13 protein-coding genes and 1 tRNA gene are annotated in these 15093 nt (G+C 66.9%); 9 read left to right on the top strand and 5 right to left on the bottom strand.

The genetic code is table 11. The features are described 5' to 3' along the window. Positions 1-10: 10 nt before the first annotated feature. On the top strand, positions 11-2188 hold the full coding sequence (locus O5O43_RS13135) for a 3-hydroxyacyl-CoA dehydrogenase NAD-binding domain-containing protein (RefSeq protein WP_271084343.1): 2178 nt from the start codon (positions 11-13) through the stop codon (positions 2186-2188). Between the two features lie 77 nt (positions 2189-2265). On the opposite strand, the gene O5O43_RS13140 is transcribed toward O5O43_RS13135, so the two are convergent. Beyond that, positions 2266-2601 carry a hypothetical protein gene (locus tag O5O43_RS13140; protein ID WP_271084344.1) on the bottom strand — a complete coding sequence of 112 codons (336 nt, stop codon included), beginning with the start codon at positions 2599-2601 and terminating at the stop codon, positions 2266-2268. A gap of 91 nt (positions 2602-2692) precedes the next feature. Next, positions 2693-3556: an aldo/keto reductase gene (locus tag O5O43_RS13145; RefSeq protein WP_271084345.1), complete on the bottom strand. Its 864-nt coding sequence runs from the start codon at positions 3554-3556 to the stop codon at positions 2693-2695. Between the two features lie 60 nt (positions 3557-3616). Between O5O43_RS13145 and O5O43_RS13150 the strand changes: the two genes are divergently transcribed. Beyond that, on the top strand, positions 3617-4618 hold the full coding sequence (locus O5O43_RS13150) for an alpha/beta hydrolase (protein WP_271084346.1): 1002 nt from the start codon (positions 3617-3619) through the stop codon (positions 4616-4618). A gap of 27 nt (positions 4619-4645) precedes the next feature. Beyond that, positions 4646-6019, top strand: a complete 1374-nt coding sequence (locus tag O5O43_RS13155; RefSeq protein WP_271084347.1) for an alpha/beta hydrolase — start codon at positions 4646-4648, stop codon at positions 6017-6019. Here O5O43_RS13155 and O5O43_RS13160 read toward each other — a convergent pair. Next, positions 6016-6957, bottom strand: a complete 942-nt coding sequence (locus O5O43_RS13160; protein WP_271084348.1) for a pirin family protein — start codon at positions 6955-6957, stop codon at positions 6016-6018. The genes O5O43_RS13155 and O5O43_RS13160 overlap by 4 nt on opposite strands. A 28-nt stretch (positions 6958-6985) precedes the next feature. Next, positions 6986-7474: an Lrp/AsnC family transcriptional regulator gene (locus O5O43_RS13165; RefSeq protein ID WP_271084349.1), complete on the bottom strand. Its 489-nt coding sequence runs from the start codon at positions 7472-7474 to the stop codon at positions 6986-6988. Positions 7475-7619: 145 nt separating this feature from the next. Between O5O43_RS13165 and O5O43_RS13170 the strand changes: the two genes are divergently transcribed. From O5O43_RS13170 to lpdA, 4 genes are read left to right on the top strand one after another with little or no spacing between them, the layout of a single operon-like run. Next, the gene (locus tag O5O43_RS13170; protein WP_271084350.1) at positions 7620-8852 is read left to right on the top strand and encodes a 3-methyl-2-oxobutanoate dehydrogenase (2-methylpropanoyl-transferring) subunit alpha; all 1233 of its coding nucleotides are present in this window, start codon (positions 7620-7622) and stop codon (positions 8850-8852) included. A 58-nt stretch (positions 8853-8910) separates the two neighbouring features. Then, positions 8911-9981 (top strand): alpha-ketoacid dehydrogenase subunit beta, encoded by a 1071-nt coding sequence (locus O5O43_RS13175; RefSeq protein ID WP_348637159.1) that lies wholly within the window; start codon positions 8911-8913, stop codon positions 9979-9981. Continuing rightward, positions 9981-11633 (top strand): 2-oxo acid dehydrogenase subunit E2, encoded by a 1653-nt coding sequence (locus tag O5O43_RS13180; protein ID WP_271084352.1) that lies wholly within the window; start codon positions 9981-9983, stop codon positions 11631-11633. The genes O5O43_RS13175 and O5O43_RS13180 overlap by 1 nt, the downstream gene beginning before the upstream one ends. Before the next feature lies 1 nt (position 11634). Further along, entirely contained in the window at positions 11635-13029 is a 1395-nt protein-coding gene (lpdA, locus tag O5O43_RS13185; protein ID WP_271084353.1) for a dihydrolipoyl dehydrogenase, read from the top strand. Between the two features lie 32 nt (positions 13030-13061). Here lpdA and O5O43_RS13190 read toward each other — a convergent pair whose 3' ends face one another. After that, on the bottom strand, positions 13062-14294 hold the full coding sequence (locus tag O5O43_RS13190) for a PQQ-dependent sugar dehydrogenase (RefSeq protein ID WP_271084354.1): 1233 nt from the start codon (positions 14292-14294) through the stop codon (positions 13062-13064). Positions 14295-14489: 195 nt separating this feature from the next. On the opposite strand from O5O43_RS13190, the gene O5O43_RS13195 reads away from it, so the two are divergent. Together O5O43_RS13195 and O5O43_RS13200 are read left to right on the top strand one after the other, a co-directional pair. Then, a tRNA-Met gene (locus O5O43_RS13195) sits at positions 14490-14566 on the top strand. An 86-nt stretch (positions 14567-14652) separates the two neighbouring features. Further along, positions 14653-15003: a hypothetical protein gene (locus tag O5O43_RS13200; protein WP_271084355.1), complete on the top strand. Its 351-nt coding sequence runs from the start codon at positions 14653-14655 to the stop codon at positions 15001-15003. Positions 15004-15093: the final 90 nt, after the last annotated feature.

Here is a 15093-nt window from a genome sequence, read left to right on the forward strand (position 1 = left end):
GCGAATGGATATGGAAAACTTCAAGATCGACGTCGACGCCGACGGCATCGCCCTGGTCACCTTCGACGTGCCGGGCCGCTCGATGAACACCTTGACCGGCACGGTCATGGACGAGCTGCCGCAGCTGGTCGAACGCATCAAGACCGACGACGCCATCAAGGGCGCGGTCATCACCTCGGGCAAGGCCTCGGGCTTCTGCGCCGGCGCCGACCTCGGCGACATGGCCGCGGGCCTGCTTTCGGGCTCGGGCGACCTGCAGACGGCGTTCGACGCCGGCTGGAAAATGAACGGCTCGCTGCGCGCGCTGGAGACCTGCGGCAAGCCGGTGGCGGCGGCTATCAACGGTCTGGCGCTCGGCGGCGGTCTGGAATTGACCCTGGCCTGCCACTACCGCGTCGCGGGCGACAGCCCGAAGATCCAGCTGGGTCTGCCGGAGATCAAGGTCGGCCTGTTCCCCGGGGGCGGCGGCACCCAGCGCCTGCCGCGCCTGATCGGCGTGCAGGCGGCCATGATGGCCATGACCGAGGGCAAGTCCTTCCGTCCGGCAGAAGCCAAGTCGAGCGGCTTCATCCATGAGGTCGTCCCGGCGGGCTCCGAGGTCGAGGCCGCCAAGACCTGGATCAAGGGTGGCGGCAAGGCGCAGCAGCCCTGGGACGACAAGGGCTTCAAACAGCCAGGCGGCGGCCCCTACCACCCGGTGGGCGTGCAGAATTTCATCGTCGGCAATGCCATGATCCGCAAACAGACCTACGGCAACTATCCGGCCGCGACCAACCTGATGAAGGCCGTTTACGAAGGCCTGCAGGTGCCGATGGACGCGGCCCTGCGCATCGAAACCCGCTACTTCATCAAGACACTGATGACGCCGCAGGCGCAGGGGATGATTCGCAGCCTGTTCCTGTCGAAGCAGGAGCTGGACAAGGGCGCCGTGCGTCCCGCCAACGTGCCGCCTTCGGACGCTAAGAAGGTCACCGTCATCGGCGCCGGCATGATGGGCGCAGGGATAGCCTATGTGCAGGCCTTGGCCGGCATCCAGACCATCCTGATCGACCGCACCCAGGAAGACGCCGACAAGGGCAAGGCCCACGTCGAGGAACTGCTGAAAAAGCGTCTGTCGCGCGGTCAGCTGTCGCAGGACAAGTATGACGCCCTGCTGGCCTCGGTCCTCGCCACCACCGACTACGACCAGATCAAGGGCTCGGACCTGGTGATCGAGGCCGTGTTCGAAAACCGCGAGATCAAGGCGGACGTGACCAAGCGCGCCGAAGCCCAGCTGGAGCCGGGCGCGGTGTTCGGATCGAACACCTCGACCCTGCCGATCACCGGCCTGGCCGAGGCGAGCGTGCGCCCCGAGGACTTCATCGGCATCCACTTCTTCTCGCCGGTCGACAAGATGATGCTGGTCGAGATCATTCTGGGCGAGAAGACCGGCGAGGCGGCGATCGCGAAGTCGTTGGACTACGTCATGAAGATCAAGAAGACCCCGATCGTCGTCAACGACGGCCGCGGCTTCTACACCTCGCGCTGCTTCGCCACCTATATTGCCGAAGGTCTGGCGATGCTGGAGGAGGGCTATGCCCCGGCTCTGATCGACAACATCGGTCGCGCCACCGGCATGCCGCGCGGCCCGCTGGAGATGCACGACGACGTCGCGCTCGACCTGTCGGTCAAGGTGTCGAAACAGACCGCCATCGACCTCGGCGACCAATACGTGCCCCTGCCGGGCGCCGAGATCGTCCGCACCATGGTGGAAGACCTCAGCCGCTACGGTCGCAAGAACGGCAAGGGCTTCTACGACTACGAGACCAAGCCGAAGACGCTCTGGAAGGGTCTATCCGAGCTGGCGCCGGTCAAGATCGACGACTCGACGCCGGAACTGGTCGAGGACCAGAAGCAGCGCCTGCTCTATCGCCAGGCGGTGGAGGTCGCGAAATGCTGGGAAGAGGGCGTCATCGACGACCCGCGCGAGGCCGATGTCGGCGCCATCCTGGCCTGGGGCTTCGCGCCCTGGACCGGCGGCCCGATCACCTACATCGACCAGATCGGCGTGGCGGCCTTCGTGGAACAGGCGGACAAATACGCCGCCCAGTACGGCGACCGCTTCACCCCGCCGCAGCTGCTGCGCGACATGGCGGCGCAGGGCGAGACCTTCTACGGCAAGTTCACGGGGGCCAAGGCCGCGGCCTGACCGCGGTCACGCCTGGAAACGACAACGGCCCCGGGATCGCTCCCGGGGCCGTATTTCGTTCGCGATCGGTTGAGGGGTCAGCCGCCGGTGAACTCGAACGTTTCGCCGTTGATCTCGCACATATCGACGCGCTCGACGTAGTGGGTGTCGTCGTCGAACGAGTAGAAGAAGTCGTACATGCAGTCCTCAAGGTCGTCGTCGACCTCGACGTGGACGGTCTGGCCCGGTTCGATGATGCCTTCCAGAATGTCGTCGCTCCAGTCTTCCGACGACGACTGGCCGTACAGGATCGAGACGATGGTCTTGTCCGAGTTGTTCTCGATCGAGAACGAGACGGCTTCGGTCTGGGCCGAGGCGGCGACCGGAGCGGCGAACGCGGCGACGGCCGCGATGGTCAGGAACAGGTTACGCATTGAAATTCCCCCAACGCCGGCGACATGCTGGCGTAATGGCGATTTTTGTAGCTGACCGACGCTCAGTGTCAAAGCGTGGCCGTACGCCGCGTCAGGCTCCGTCAGCCTTCGTTACGACATCAGATGATGTCGAGCGGCTGTGCGGTCGTGGGGGCGGGAAGGCGCGATCCAGGGCCTCGATATCCTCCGGGTCGAGCTTGATCTCCAGAGCGGCGGCGTTCGCCTCCACGTGTGCGATGCTGGAGGCTTTGGGGATCGCGATGACGCCCTCGTGGCGCAGCACAAACGCCAGCGCGATCTGGGCCGGAGCGGCGTCGTGTCGATCGGCTACGGCGAGCAGGGTCGGATGCTCCAGCAATCCGCCCCGGCCAAGCGGCGAATAGGCCATCACCGGCATCAACTGTTCCTGCGACCACGGCAGAAGGTCGAACTCAATCCCTCGCGACCCGAGATTGTAGAGGAGCTGGTTCGCGGCGCAGCGCTCGCCGCCCTCGACCTCCATCAGCCGGTTCATGGCGCGCAGGTCCAGGTTCGATACGCCCCAGCGCGCGATCATCCCCTCGTCGATCAGTTCCTCGAACCCGGCGACGATTTCCTCCATCGGAAACCGGCTTTCCCAGTGCAGCAGATAGAGGTCGATCCGGTCGACACCGAGACGCTCCAGCGACTTCTCGGCGTGCAGCATCATGGTCATCTCGCCGGCGTGCTCGGGCCGGATCTTGGAGACGAGGAAGACCTCATCCCGCCGTCCCTGGATGACTTCCCCGACCAGCCGTTCGGCCCGGCCGTCACCATACAGTTCGGCGGTGTCGATCAAGGTCAGACCCAGGTCGAGACCGCGCGACAAGGACGCCTGTTCGGCGTCCCGGGTCTTGGGATCGTCGCCGATCATCCATGTCCCTTGGCCGAGAACCGGAACGATCGTACCGTCGGAAAAGCTGGTCATGCGGGTCATTGCGACATCAATGCACGACGCGGCGTCCGGCTTCAAAGGCCCCGTTCGGAGACCGACGCCATGCAGACCCGGATCGTAACGACCGATGGCCTTAAACAGCAGGTGCTGGAAGCGGGCGAAGGCCCTCTCGTCCTCCTGATCCACGGCTTCCCGGAGTTGGGAATCAGCTGGCGCGCGCAAGTGAAGGCGTTGGCCGAGGCCGGCTATCACGCAGTCGCCCCAGATATGCGCGGCTATGGCGGCACGGAAAAGCCGGCGGAAACCGGGGCCTACACGATCCTCGACCTCGTCGGCGACATGGTCGATCTGGTCCGGGCGCTCGGAGAGACCCGTTGCGCCGTCGTCGGTCACGACTGGGGAGCGCCGGTCGCCTGGCACTGCGCCCTGATGAGGCCGGACGTCTTTACCGCCGTCGCCGGCCTGTCGGTGCCGTTTCAGCCGCGTCGTCCGGGCGGCGCCCCGACCCCGATCATGGCGGCCATGTCGAAGCGTGCGGGTCTCGGCGAGCTGTATATCAACCAGTTTCAAGACCCGGACCATCATCGGATCTTCGAGGCGGATGTCCCCAACGGCCTACGCAAGGGCTTCTACGCCTACGACGGCGCGACCCCGACCGAGCGTCAATCCACCGGCTTCATCGCGCCCGGCCACAACTTCCTGTCTGAGGTCGCCGAGGACGCGACCCTGCCGCCGTGGATGAGCGAGGCGCACCACGGCGAATACGTCGCGGCTTTCACTGCCGGCGGTTTCAAGGGGCCCCTCGACTGGTATCGCAACATCGATCGCAACTGGGCCCTGACCGCCTTCCTGCAGGACGCCAGGATCCGTCAGCCCTCGATGTTCATCGTTGGCGAGAGGGACCCGGTTCGCCACTACGCCGGCCAGCATGAAGCGACCCTCAAGGACTGGCTGACCGATCTTCGCTTCCAGACCGTCCTGCCCGGTGCAGGTCACTGGCTGCAGCAGGAACGCCCTGGAGAGGTCAATGCGGCCCTGATCGGATTTCTGAAAAGCCTCGGGGCCGAGCGCGGACTTGCCCCGCCCCCCACCGGTCTGATCTAGTCAGGCCTGTTGAGGGGGAGACCGACCATGATCGAAGCAATGGCTATGGCTGAGGCTCCGGCCCAGGCGACGATCGCCGATTTGGCCGGTCGCTGGGAGGGCGTCATTCGCGTCGGCGAAGCTTCCATTCCGATCGTCATTCGCGTTGCTCAAGCGCCGGACGGTTTCGTCGCCATGATGGACAGCCCGACGCAGAACGCCCGCGATATCCCGGTGACAGGCCTGTCGGAATCGTCGGGCGTCGTCCGCTTCACGGCGCCCGCGGTAGGCGGCCGGTTCGAGGGTGCGCGATCGGCGGACGGCTCGACCTGGACCGGGACCCTGGCCCAGGGCGGAGGGTCGCTACCCCTGATCCTGACCCGCGCGGCGCCGGCCGCCGACGTCGCGGTTTCTGCGCCGCCCAGCCGACCCCAGACGCCCGTCCCGCCCCTTCCCTACGCCTCCGAAGACGTAACCTTCGCGAACACCGGCGCCGGCATCACCCTGGCCGGGACTTTGACGGTCCCTGCGGGAGCGGGGCCTTTCCCGGCTGTCGTGCTGCTGACGGGGTCGGGCGCGCAGGATCGGGACGAGACGATCTTCAACCACAAGCCCTTCGCTGTCTGGGCCGACGCCCTGACCCGGCGCGGCGTGGCGGTGTTGCGCTTCGATGATCGGGGCGTGGGCGGATCCGGCGGAGGCACGGCGAGCGAAACCTCCGAGGACTTCGCCGGCGACGCGGCCGCGGCTATGGCCTTCCTGCGGACCCGGCCCGAAATCGACCCCGCGGGTATCGGTTTCGTGGGCCATAGCGAGGGCGGCATGACCGGACCCCTGGCCGTGTCGAAAGGCGCGCCCGCGGCCTTCATCGTCATGATCGCCGGACAGGCCGTATCCGGCGCCGACATCATCACCGAACAAGCCGCCCGTCTGGCCCAGGCCGGCGGCGCTTCACCCGATCAGGTGGCGGAGGCGCGTCGTGTCCAGGGTGAGGTCATGGCCGCTGTCGTTCGCAACAAGAACGACGGCCCCGCCGCCGCTCGCGAGGCCGAGGCGGTCCTGGTCGCCGCCGGACAGCCTGCCGCCCAGGCCCAGGCGGGCGTACGCCTGCTAAGTTCACCCTGGTACCGCTGGTTCGCCTCGCACGATCCTGCACCCGCTCTCGCAGAACTGCGCGTTCCGCTGCTGGCGCTCTACGGCGGCAAGGACCTCCAGGTGCCGGCCGACCAGAACGCCGAAGCCCTGGCGCGGGTCCAGCCCGCCGCCGAGGTCGTCGTCCTGCCGGGCCTCAACCACCTCATGCAGCACGCGACCACCGGTCTGCCCAACGAATATGGATCAAACACCGAGACCCTGGCCCCGGAAGCGATCTCGACCGTGGTGGATTGGGTGGTGCGCACGACAGGCGCCAGGCAGCCCTAGACCGGATGCGTCGGCTCAGGCCTCGGCGGAAGGGGCTCCGACCGCGTCGTCACCGCCGCATCTTCCGGCAGCGGGATGAATTCCAGATCGTCCTCGTCCGGCAGCTTCATCCGACCCTGTTTCCAGTCTTCCTTGGCCTGATCCAGACGGGCCTGCGACGACGCCACGAAATTCCACCAGATCAGCCGCTGGCCGATCGGCTCGCCGCCCAGAACCATGACCGTCGACTGTGTCAGGGATTTCACCGTCGGCTCGGCGTGCGGTTCCAGCACGATCATCTGACCTTCGTGGAAGGTGCGGTCGCCGACCTCGACCTGGCCCTTGGCGACATAGAGCGCGCGTTCGGACATGCCGCCCGCGCCCTTGCCCGGAGGCGGCGCGGTGCGCACCCCCTCCTGCATCTCCCAGTGCACATAGAACAGCGGCGACGAGGTGTTCACATTGGCCTTGGCGCCGTAGGCTTCGCCCGCCACCAGCCGCGCGAACAGGCCGCCGTTCTCATAGGCCGGCAGGGCGTCCTCGCCATAGTGCTGGAAGGACGGATCGATCTCCTCGGCCTCGTCGGGCAGGGCGATCCAGGCCTGCATCCCGTTCATCGGGCCCCCTTGTGCCTTCTTCAGCGGGTCGGTGCGTTCGGAGTGGACGATGCCCTTGCCGGCCGTCATCCAGTTGACCTCGCCCGGCCGGATCGCCTGGGTATAGCCCAGGCTGTCACGGTGCATGATCTCGCCCTCGAACAGATAGGTCAGGGTCGACAGGCCGATGTGGGGATGAGGGCGGACATTGATCGCCTCTGAACCCGGTGCGAACTCGGCCGGCCCCATGTGATCCAGGAAGATGAAGGGCCCGACCATCCGGCGCGAGTGGAACGGCAGGATCCGCCCGACCTCGAAGCCGCCGAGGTCCTTCTTGCGGGCGTCGATCACCATCTCGATCATAGGGGGGCTCCTCTATCTGTAACCGAATCTATTGCACGTGAGGCGTGATGATGCCCAGCGGCAGGGTGGTCACATTCTTCACGCCGCGCGTGACGATGTGGCTCTCGCAGTCGGAGACGATGCCCAGGCTGAGCAGCTTCTCGCGCAGGAACTGGTCGAAGGCGTGCATGTCCGAAGTGATGATCCGCAACACATAGTCCTCGCGGCCCGTGATGGTGGCGCACTGGACCACTTCGGGCCAGGTCGCGACGGCCGCCTCGAACACGTCGAGGTTCTCCTTGGACGGCAGCATCAGCTTGACGATGGCGTAGACCTCGAAGTCCAGACCCAGCAAGACGGCGTCGAGCAGAGTGACACGCTTGCGAATGAGACCGGAATCTTCCAGTCTCTTTATCCGGCGCCAGCACGGCGAGGCCGACAAACCCACGCGCTCGGCGACTTCCGCGACCGACAATCCAGCGTCCTGCTGCAGGATGTCGAGAATTCGAGCGTCGATGGGATCCAGTTCGTCCGCCAATGCGTTTCTCCATTTATCGTTATTGCGCAATAAAATACCCTAAACTGGGATGGTGCAAGGCGAAAATAGGCGAGCCTTGATTTGAAGCCCATGCTATCCAGCCGCCAATAGTTATGCGGTCGGATCAACCGAACGGCAGGATGGAATGACCAGGAACACCAAGCCGCTCTCCCTGCGCGTGCCGGAGCCCTCAGGGCGTCCCGGCGACACGCCTGATTTCAGTCACCTGAAACTCGACGTCGCGGGCGCCGTGGACCGGCCGCCGGTCGATGCGCGGCCCGTGCAGATGCTGGACCTGGCCTTCCGCCTGGTTCGCGTGCTGGACGATGAGGGCACCGCGGTCGGTCCGTGGAACCCGCGTTTGGACGCCGAAACCCTGAAGAAGGGTCTGAAGGCGATGATCCTGACCCGCGCCTTCGACGATCGGATGCATCGCGCCCATCGCCAGGGCAAGACCAGCTTCTATATGAAATGCACCGGCGAGGAGGCGATCGCGGTCGCGCAGGGGATGATCCTGAGCCGCGAGGACATGGGCTTCCCCACCTATCGCCAGCAGGGGCTTCTGATCGCGCGCGGCTATCCGCTCGTCGAGATGATGAACCAGATCTATTCCAACGCCTCGGACCCGATCAAAGGCCGCCAGCTGCCGATCATGTATTCGGCCAAGGACTATGGCTTCTTCACCATCTCGGGGAACCTCGGCACCCAGGTGCCGCAGGCCGTCGGCTGGGCCATGGCCTCGGCCTACAAGGGTGACGACAAGATCGCCATCAGCTGGATCGGCGACGGCGCCACGGCGGAAGGCGACTTCCACAACGCGCTTACCTTCGCCGCCGTCTATCGCGCGCCGGTGATCCTGAACGTCGTCAACAACCAGTGGGCCATCTCGTCCTTCCAGGGCATCGCCGGCGGGATGGAGACGACCTTCGCCTCCAAGGCCATCGGCTACGGCCTCCCGGCCCTGCGCGTCGATGGCAACGACTTCCTGGCCGTCTGGGCCGCGACCCAGTGGGCCGAGGAGCGCGCCCGCTCGAACCAGGGCGCCACGGTGATCGAGCTCTTCACCTATCGCGGCGCCCCGCACTCCACCTCCGACGACCCCAGCCGCTACCGCCCCGGCGACGAGCACGAGAAATGGCCGCTGGGCGACCCGATCGTCCGCCTGAAGCAGCACCTGATCGCGCTCGGCGAATGGTCGGACGAACAGCAGGCGGAAGCCGAGGCTGACGCCGTCGAACAGGTCCGCGCCGCCGGCAAGGCGTCCGAGGCCATCGGCACCCTCGGCCAGTCGCGCCCCTCGGTGAAGACCATGTTCGAGGACGTCTTCGCCACCGACGACTGGCGCCTGACCGAACAGCGCCGCGAAGTGGGAGTCTGACCCGATGACCGAACAGACTTTCACCGACGCCGACCGCGCCGACGGCATCGAACCCGACATGGTCGATCAGACCCACGCCCCGGCCTCGGAAGCGCCCGAGGCTCCGGCCGTCGCGCCGATGAACATGATCCAGGCGCTGAACTCCGCCATCGACGTCAAGATGGCCGAGGATCCCAACGTCCTCTCCTTCGGCGAGGACGCCGGCTATTTCGGCGGCGTGTTCCGCGTCACTGACAAGCTGCAGGAAAAGCACGGCCTGACCCGCAGCTTTGACGCGCCGATCTCAGAATGCGGCATCGTCGCCGCCGCCATCGGCATGGGCGCCTACGGCATCCGTCCGGTCGTGGAGATCCAGTTCGCCGACTACATCTATCCGGCCTACGACCAGATCGTCAGTGAAGCGGCCAAGATGCGCTATCGCTCGGGCGGTCAGTTCACCTCGCCGATCACGATCCGCAGCCCCTACGGCGGCGGCATCTTCGGCGGCCAGACCCACTCCCAGTCGCCCGAAGCCCTCTTCACCCATATCGCGGGTCTGAAGGTCGTCATTCCGTCCAACCCCTATGACGCCAAAGGCCTGCTGACCGCGGCCATCGAGGACGACGATCCGGTCGTCTTCTTCGAACCGAAACGCCTCTACAACGGCCCTTTCGACGGCTGGCACCAGAACCCGGTCTCGCCCTGGAAGACCCAGGAGCTGGCCCAGGTCCCGACCGGCAAATATTCGATTCCTCTGGGCAAGGCGCGGGTCATGCGCGAGGGCAATGACGTTACCGTCCTGGCCTACGGCTCCATGGTCTGGGTGTCGCTGGCCGGCGCCGACCACGCGGGCGTGGACGCCGAGGTCATCGACCTGCGCTCGCTCGTGCCGCTCGACATCGAGACCATCGAGGCCTCGGTGAAGAAGACTGGGCGCTGCGTCATCGTGCACGAGGCACCGAAGACGTCCGGGTACGGAGGAGAGCTCAGCGCCCTGGTCCAGGAACGCTGCTTCTACCATCTAGAAGCGCCGGTCACCCGCGTCGCCGGGTGGGATACGCCGTATCCGCACGCCTTCGAGTGGGAATACTTCCCCGGCCCGCAACGGGTTTCCGACGCGCTGAAGTCCGTCATGGCGGGAGGCCGGTAATGGGACGCTATGTCTTCAAACTGCCCGACGTGGGTGAAGGCACCGCCGAGGCCGAGCTCGTCGGCTGGCACGTCAAGGTGGGCGACACGGTCTCGGAAGATCAGCTTCTGGCCGACGTCATGACCGACAAGGCGACCGTCGAACTGACGTCGCCCGTCAGCGGCGTGGTCACTGCCCTGCACGGCGAACCCGGCGTCATGTCGCCGGTCGGCGGCCCATTGGTGGAATTCGAGATCGAGGGCGCGGGCAACGCCTCCGCCGAACCCGAGCCCGCCCCGGTCGCCGAACCGGAACTTGAAGCCGCCCCCGCTCTGGAAGCCCCCGAGGTCGAAGACGTCATCGAGGCCGCTCCGACGGCGACCGCCGCCGGCAACTACGTCTTCAAACTGCCCGACGTCGGCGAAGGCACGGCCGAGGCCGAACTGGTCGCCTGGCACGTCGCGGTCGGCGACATGGTGGAGGAGGATCAACTCCTGGCCGAGGTCATGACCGACAAGGCCACCGTCGAACTGACCTCGCCGGTCTCCGGTCGTGTCGCGGCCCTCTACGGCGAAGTGGGCAAGGCCTCGGCCGTCGGTGGCGCCCTGGTCGGCTTCGACGTTGAAGGCGCCGGCAATATGGCCGCTGCGCCGAAGCCTGCCCCAGTCCCCGCCCCGGCTCCAGCCCCGGCCGCCGCTCCCGCGCCGAAGGTCGAAGCGCCCAAGGCCAAGCCGGCGCCGGCCGCCGAAGCCGCGCCCGTCGCCCGCAAGGCCCAGACGCCCGGCGTTCGTCCTCTGGCCTCCCCGGCGGTGCGCAAGCGCGCCCGCGAACTGGGTCTGGAACTGCAGTTCGTGCCCGGCTCGGGCCCGGCCGGTCGCATCGAGCACGGCGACCTGGACGCCTTCGTCGCTCATGGCGCGCGCGGACCTTCCGAACACGGAGCATCGCCCCTTTCGACCTACGCCAAGGCCGAAGGCACGACGGAAGTCCGCATCATCGGCCTGCGCCGCAAGATCGCGGAGAAGATGGCCGAGAGCGTCCGGCGCATCCCGCACATCACCTATGTCGAAGAGATCGACATGACGGCGCTGGAGGAGCTGCGCGCCCATCTGAACGCCCAGGCGAAACAGACCGGCAAGCCCAAGCTCAACGTCCTGCCCTTCATCGCCCGCGCCATCGTCGTGGCCCTGCGCGGACAGCCGCAGATCAACGCGACCTATGACGACGAGGGCGGCGTCCTGACCCAGCACGCCGCCGTCCATCTGGGCATCGCCGCCCAGACGCCGAACGGCCTGATGGTGCCGGTCGTCCGCCACGCCGAAGCGCGCGATCCCTACGACACCGCGACCGAGATCGCCCGCGTCTCCGGCGCGGCCAAGGACGGTTCGGCCAAGCGCGAGGAGCTGTCCGGCTCGACCATCACCATCACCTCCCTGGGCACCCTCGGCGGCGTCGTCCACACCCCGATCATCAATCACCCCGAGGTCGCCATCGTCGGCCCCAACAAGATCGAGGAGCGGGTCGTGGTGCGGAACGGCCAGATGGTGGTCCGCAAGATGATGAACCTGTCGTCCAGCTTCGATCACCGCATCGTCGACGGCCACGACGCCGCCGTCTTCGTGCAGCGGATCAAGGGACTGCTCGAGCATCCCGCCACCCTATGGATGGGCTGAGATGCAGCAGATCAAGACCAAAGTCCTCATCATCGGCGCCGGCACTGGCGGCTACGTCGCCGGCATTCGTTGCGGCCAGCTGGGGCTGGACACCGTGCTCGTTGACGGCTCCGACGGTCTCGGCGGCACCTGCCTGAACGTCGGCTGCATTCCATCGAAGGCCATCATCCACGCAGCGTCGAAGTTCGAGACCGTGTCCAAGGCCGCCGGCGACGGTACTCTGGGCATAACGGCGTCCGAACCGGCGATCGACCTGTCAAAGACCGTCGCGTGGAAGGACGGCATCGTCCGTAAGCTAAACGGCGGCGTCGCGGCCCTGCTGAAGAAGGCCAAGGTCAAGGTCATCAAGGGCTGGGCGACCTTCCAGGACGCCAAGACCTGCCGCGTGGAGAGCGCCGACGGCCCCATCACGATCAGCGCCGAACACGTCATCTTGGCCACGGGATCCGAGCCTGTGGAACTGCCCTTCCTGCCGTTTGGCGGCGACGTCATCTCCTCGACCGAGGCCCTGTCGCTGGACGCCGTGCCGGGCAAGCTGGTCGTCGTCGGCGGCGGCTATATCGGGCTGGAGCTGGGCATCGCCTATCGCAAACTGGGCGCCCAGGTCGCCATCGTCGAGATGGCCGAGCGCATCCTGCCTCTCTACGACAAGGCCCTGACCGACCCGGTCGCCAAATGGCTGACCGACCACGGCGTGGAGCTGCACCTCGGCGCCCGCGCGGGCGGGTTCGGGGACGGCAAACTGTCGATCACGACCAAGGACGGCGAGCCGCTGCAACTGGACGCCGACAAGGTCCTGGTCACCGTGGGCCGTCGTCCGCGCACCCAGGGCTGGGGTCTGGAGAACATGGGCGTGGCCATGGCCGGGCCGTTCGTGAAGGTCGACGACCGCTGCGCCACCTCGATGAAGAATGTCTGGGCGGTCGGCGACCTGACCGGCGAACCCATGCTGGCCCACAAGGGCTCGGCGCAGGGAGAGGTCGTAGCCGAGATCATCGCCGGTCACGACAGGCGATTCGACCCCGTCACCATCGCCGCCGTCTGTTTCACCGAGCCGGAGATCGTCTCGGCCGGCCTTGGCCCGCTCGATGTTTCGGGCCGTGACGACGTCATCACCGCCGTCTTCCCCCTCGCCGCCATCGGCCGCGCCCTGGCCATCGAGGCGGGCGAGGACGGCGGCTTCGTCCGCGTGCTGGCGTCCAAGACCGATCACCGGATCCTGGGCGTCCAGGCCGTGGGCCAGCACGTCGCCGAACTGTCCAACAGCTTCGCCCAGATGCTGGAGATGGGGGCGGTGCTGGAGGACGTCGCGGGGGTCATCCACGTTCACCCGACCCTGGGCGAGGCCTTCCATGAGGCCAGCCTGCGCGCCCTCGGCCACGCGATCCACATCTGACCCCAGGAACCCTCTCCCTTGCGGGAGAGGGGCTATTCAGCCTTCGCCAGCCGCACCAGTTTGCCGTCTTCCTCGTCGGTGATCACCCACACCGCCCCGTCGCTCGCCACGGCCACGTCGCGGATCCGCTCGCCCAGCCCGGTCAGCAGCCGCTCCTCGCCGACTACCCGATCGCCCTCCAGCACCAGCCGCGTCAGCGACTTTCCGGCCAGACCGCCGATCAGCAGATTGCCCTCCCAGCCTGGGAACATGGTGCCCGAATAAAAGGTCTGGCCGCCCGGCGCGATCACCGGATCCCAGTAGTAGACCGGTTGTTCCAGCCCCTCGCGCGCCGTGATCCCCTCGTTGATCGGTCCGCCCCGATATTCGATGCCATAGGCGATGATCGGCCAGCCGTAGTTCTTGCCGGCCTGCGGCCGGTTGAGCTCGTCGCCGCCGCGTGTTCCGTGTTCGATGGTCCAGACCGCGCCCGTGCCCGGCTGCACCGCGACGCCCTGCACATTGCGGTGGCCCAGGGACCAGATTTCCGGCCGTGCCCCGGCCTGGCCGACGAAGGGGTTGTCTTGGGGCACGCTGCCGTCGGCGTTGATGCGGATCACCTTGCCCATGTGCGAGCCCAGATCCTGGGCCTGCGGCCGCATCGGCGCATCGGAGCGTTCGCCGAGCGTGATGAACAGATGCCCGGCCGGATCGAAGGCCAGCGAAGAGCCGAAATGCTTGTCGCCGTCATAGGTCGGCATGGCCCGGAAGATCACCCGCACGTCCGACACCCGCGACCCGTCCTCCGACAGGACGCCGCGCGCTACGGCCGTCGCGTTGCCGCCCTCGCGCGGCTCGGCATAACTCCAGAAGATGGTGCGATCGGTGGCGAAGCCCGGCGACAGGATCACATCCAGCAGCCCTCCCTGACCTCGCGCATCGACGGCGGGCAGGCCGGCGATCGGCTCGCCCAGCGTTCCCGTGGCGCTGACGATCCGCATCCGCCCCGGCCGCTCGGTGACCAGCCAGTTCCCGTCGGGCAGCAGGGCCAGACCCCACGGATGGACCAGTCCCGAGGCCACCACCGAATGCGTCAGGGTCCCTTCCGTCGTCACGCCCGGCGCGCGGGTCTGGCCGGGGAAGGCCGGCGTCTGATTGGCGCCGTTGGCCTCGCGCGTCTCGACGGAGGCTGCCGATCCCGGCGCATCCTGCGGTTCTCCATTGGCTCCGCAGGCGGCGGCCAGAAAGAGCAGAGACGTGGTGGCGGCGAAAAGCATCGGGCGCATGGAAACTCCGGGAAAAACTGGGCGGCCAGCGCCATGGAACGGTCCGTAAGCTCGGCCGTTCCCGCGCCCGGCTCCACGCGACAGCAGGTCGCAGATCACCTCGCACGTTCAAGCGACTTGAACCGGAGGGGCGGCGACTATATACGCACGCCTCTCGCGTCGTCCGGCCTTGGCCAGACGATGGCCGATGCGCTGGGCTGGGTAGCTCAGATGGTTAGAGCGGTGGATTCATAACCCACAGGTCGGCGGTTCGATCCCGCCTCCAGCCACCAGCGCATCCCCTGCCAGGTCCGGCTCCGCAACCCAATGTAACTCGCGGCGTTCACGGCCAAGGTTCAACCTTGTCCGGGAGCTTCCCATGACCATCCGTATTCCGTCGCTGCTGGCCGCCTCCGCCATCGCCGCCCTCTCGCTGGGCGCCGTGGCCTGCACCCAGGCCGAACAGGAACAAACAGAAGCCAAAGCCGAGGTGGCCGGCGACAAGGCCGAGGTCGCGGCCGGCGAAGCTGCCGACAAGGCGGGCGAGGTCGCGGCACAGGCCGGTGAAGTCCTCGAAGCCGGCGCGATGAAGGCGGCCCAAGCGGTCGAGACCGGCGCCGGCAACGTCGCCGATCATCTGGAGGCCAATCAGGCCGAGGCCGCCGCCGAAGGCAAGCCCGGCGCCGTCAACCCCTCCACCGACCAACGCGTCCCCGCCCCGACGCACTAGTCATCCATGTCCGAGCACCCTGGCCTTCGCTGGGGTGCAACGGTGATACAGGCCCGATTCATGTCGAGGATAAAAATCCATTCGACAGTC

This window comes from Brevundimonas sp. NIBR11 (genome assembly GCF_027912535.1).
In the GTDB taxonomy this organism is placed as follows: domain Bacteria; phylum Pseudomonadota; class Alphaproteobacteria; order Caulobacterales; family Caulobacteraceae; genus Brevundimonas.

Coding starts and splice junctions, on each gene's coding strand:
- O5O43_RS13135 (WP_271084343.1), top strand. CDS start 11: ATGGAAAACTTCAAGATCGACGTCGACGCCGACGGCATCGCCCTGGTC.
- O5O43_RS13140 (WP_271084344.1), bottom strand. CDS start 2,601: ATGCGTAACCTGTTCCTGACCATCGCGGCCGTCGCCGCGTTCGCCGCT.
- O5O43_RS13145 (WP_271084345.1), bottom strand. CDS start 3,556: ATGACCCGCATGACCAGCTTTTCCGACGGTACGATCGTTCCGGTTCTC.
- O5O43_RS13150 (WP_271084346.1), top strand. CDS start 3,617: ATGCAGACCCGGATCGTAACGACCGATGGCCTTAAACAGCAGGTGCTG.
- O5O43_RS13155 (WP_271084347.1), top strand. CDS start 4,646: ATGATCGAAGCAATGGCTATGGCTGAGGCTCCGGCCCAGGCGACGATC.
- O5O43_RS13160 (WP_271084348.1), bottom strand. CDS start 6,957: ATGATCGAGATGGTGATCGACGCCCGCAAGAAGGACCTCGGCGGCTTC.
- O5O43_RS13170 (WP_271084350.1), top strand. CDS start 7,620: ATGACCAGGAACACCAAGCCGCTCTCCCTGCGCGTGCCGGAGCCCTCA.
- O5O43_RS13175 (WP_348637159.1), top strand. CDS start 8,911: ATGGTCGATCAGACCCACGCCCCGGCCTCGGAAGCGCCCGAGGCTCCG.
- O5O43_RS13180 (WP_271084352.1), top strand. CDS start 9,981: ATGGGACGCTATGTCTTCAAACTGCCCGACGTGGGTGAAGGCACCGCC.
- lpdA (WP_271084353.1), top strand. CDS start 11,635: ATGCAGCAGATCAAGACCAAAGTCCTCATCATCGGCGCCGGCACTGGC.
- O5O43_RS13190 (WP_271084354.1), bottom strand. CDS start 14,294: ATGCGCCCGATGCTTTTCGCCGCCACCACGTCTCTGCTCTTTCTGGCC.
- O5O43_RS13200 (WP_271084355.1), top strand. CDS start 14,653: ATGACCATCCGTATTCCGTCGCTGCTGGCCGCCTCCGCCATCGCCGCC.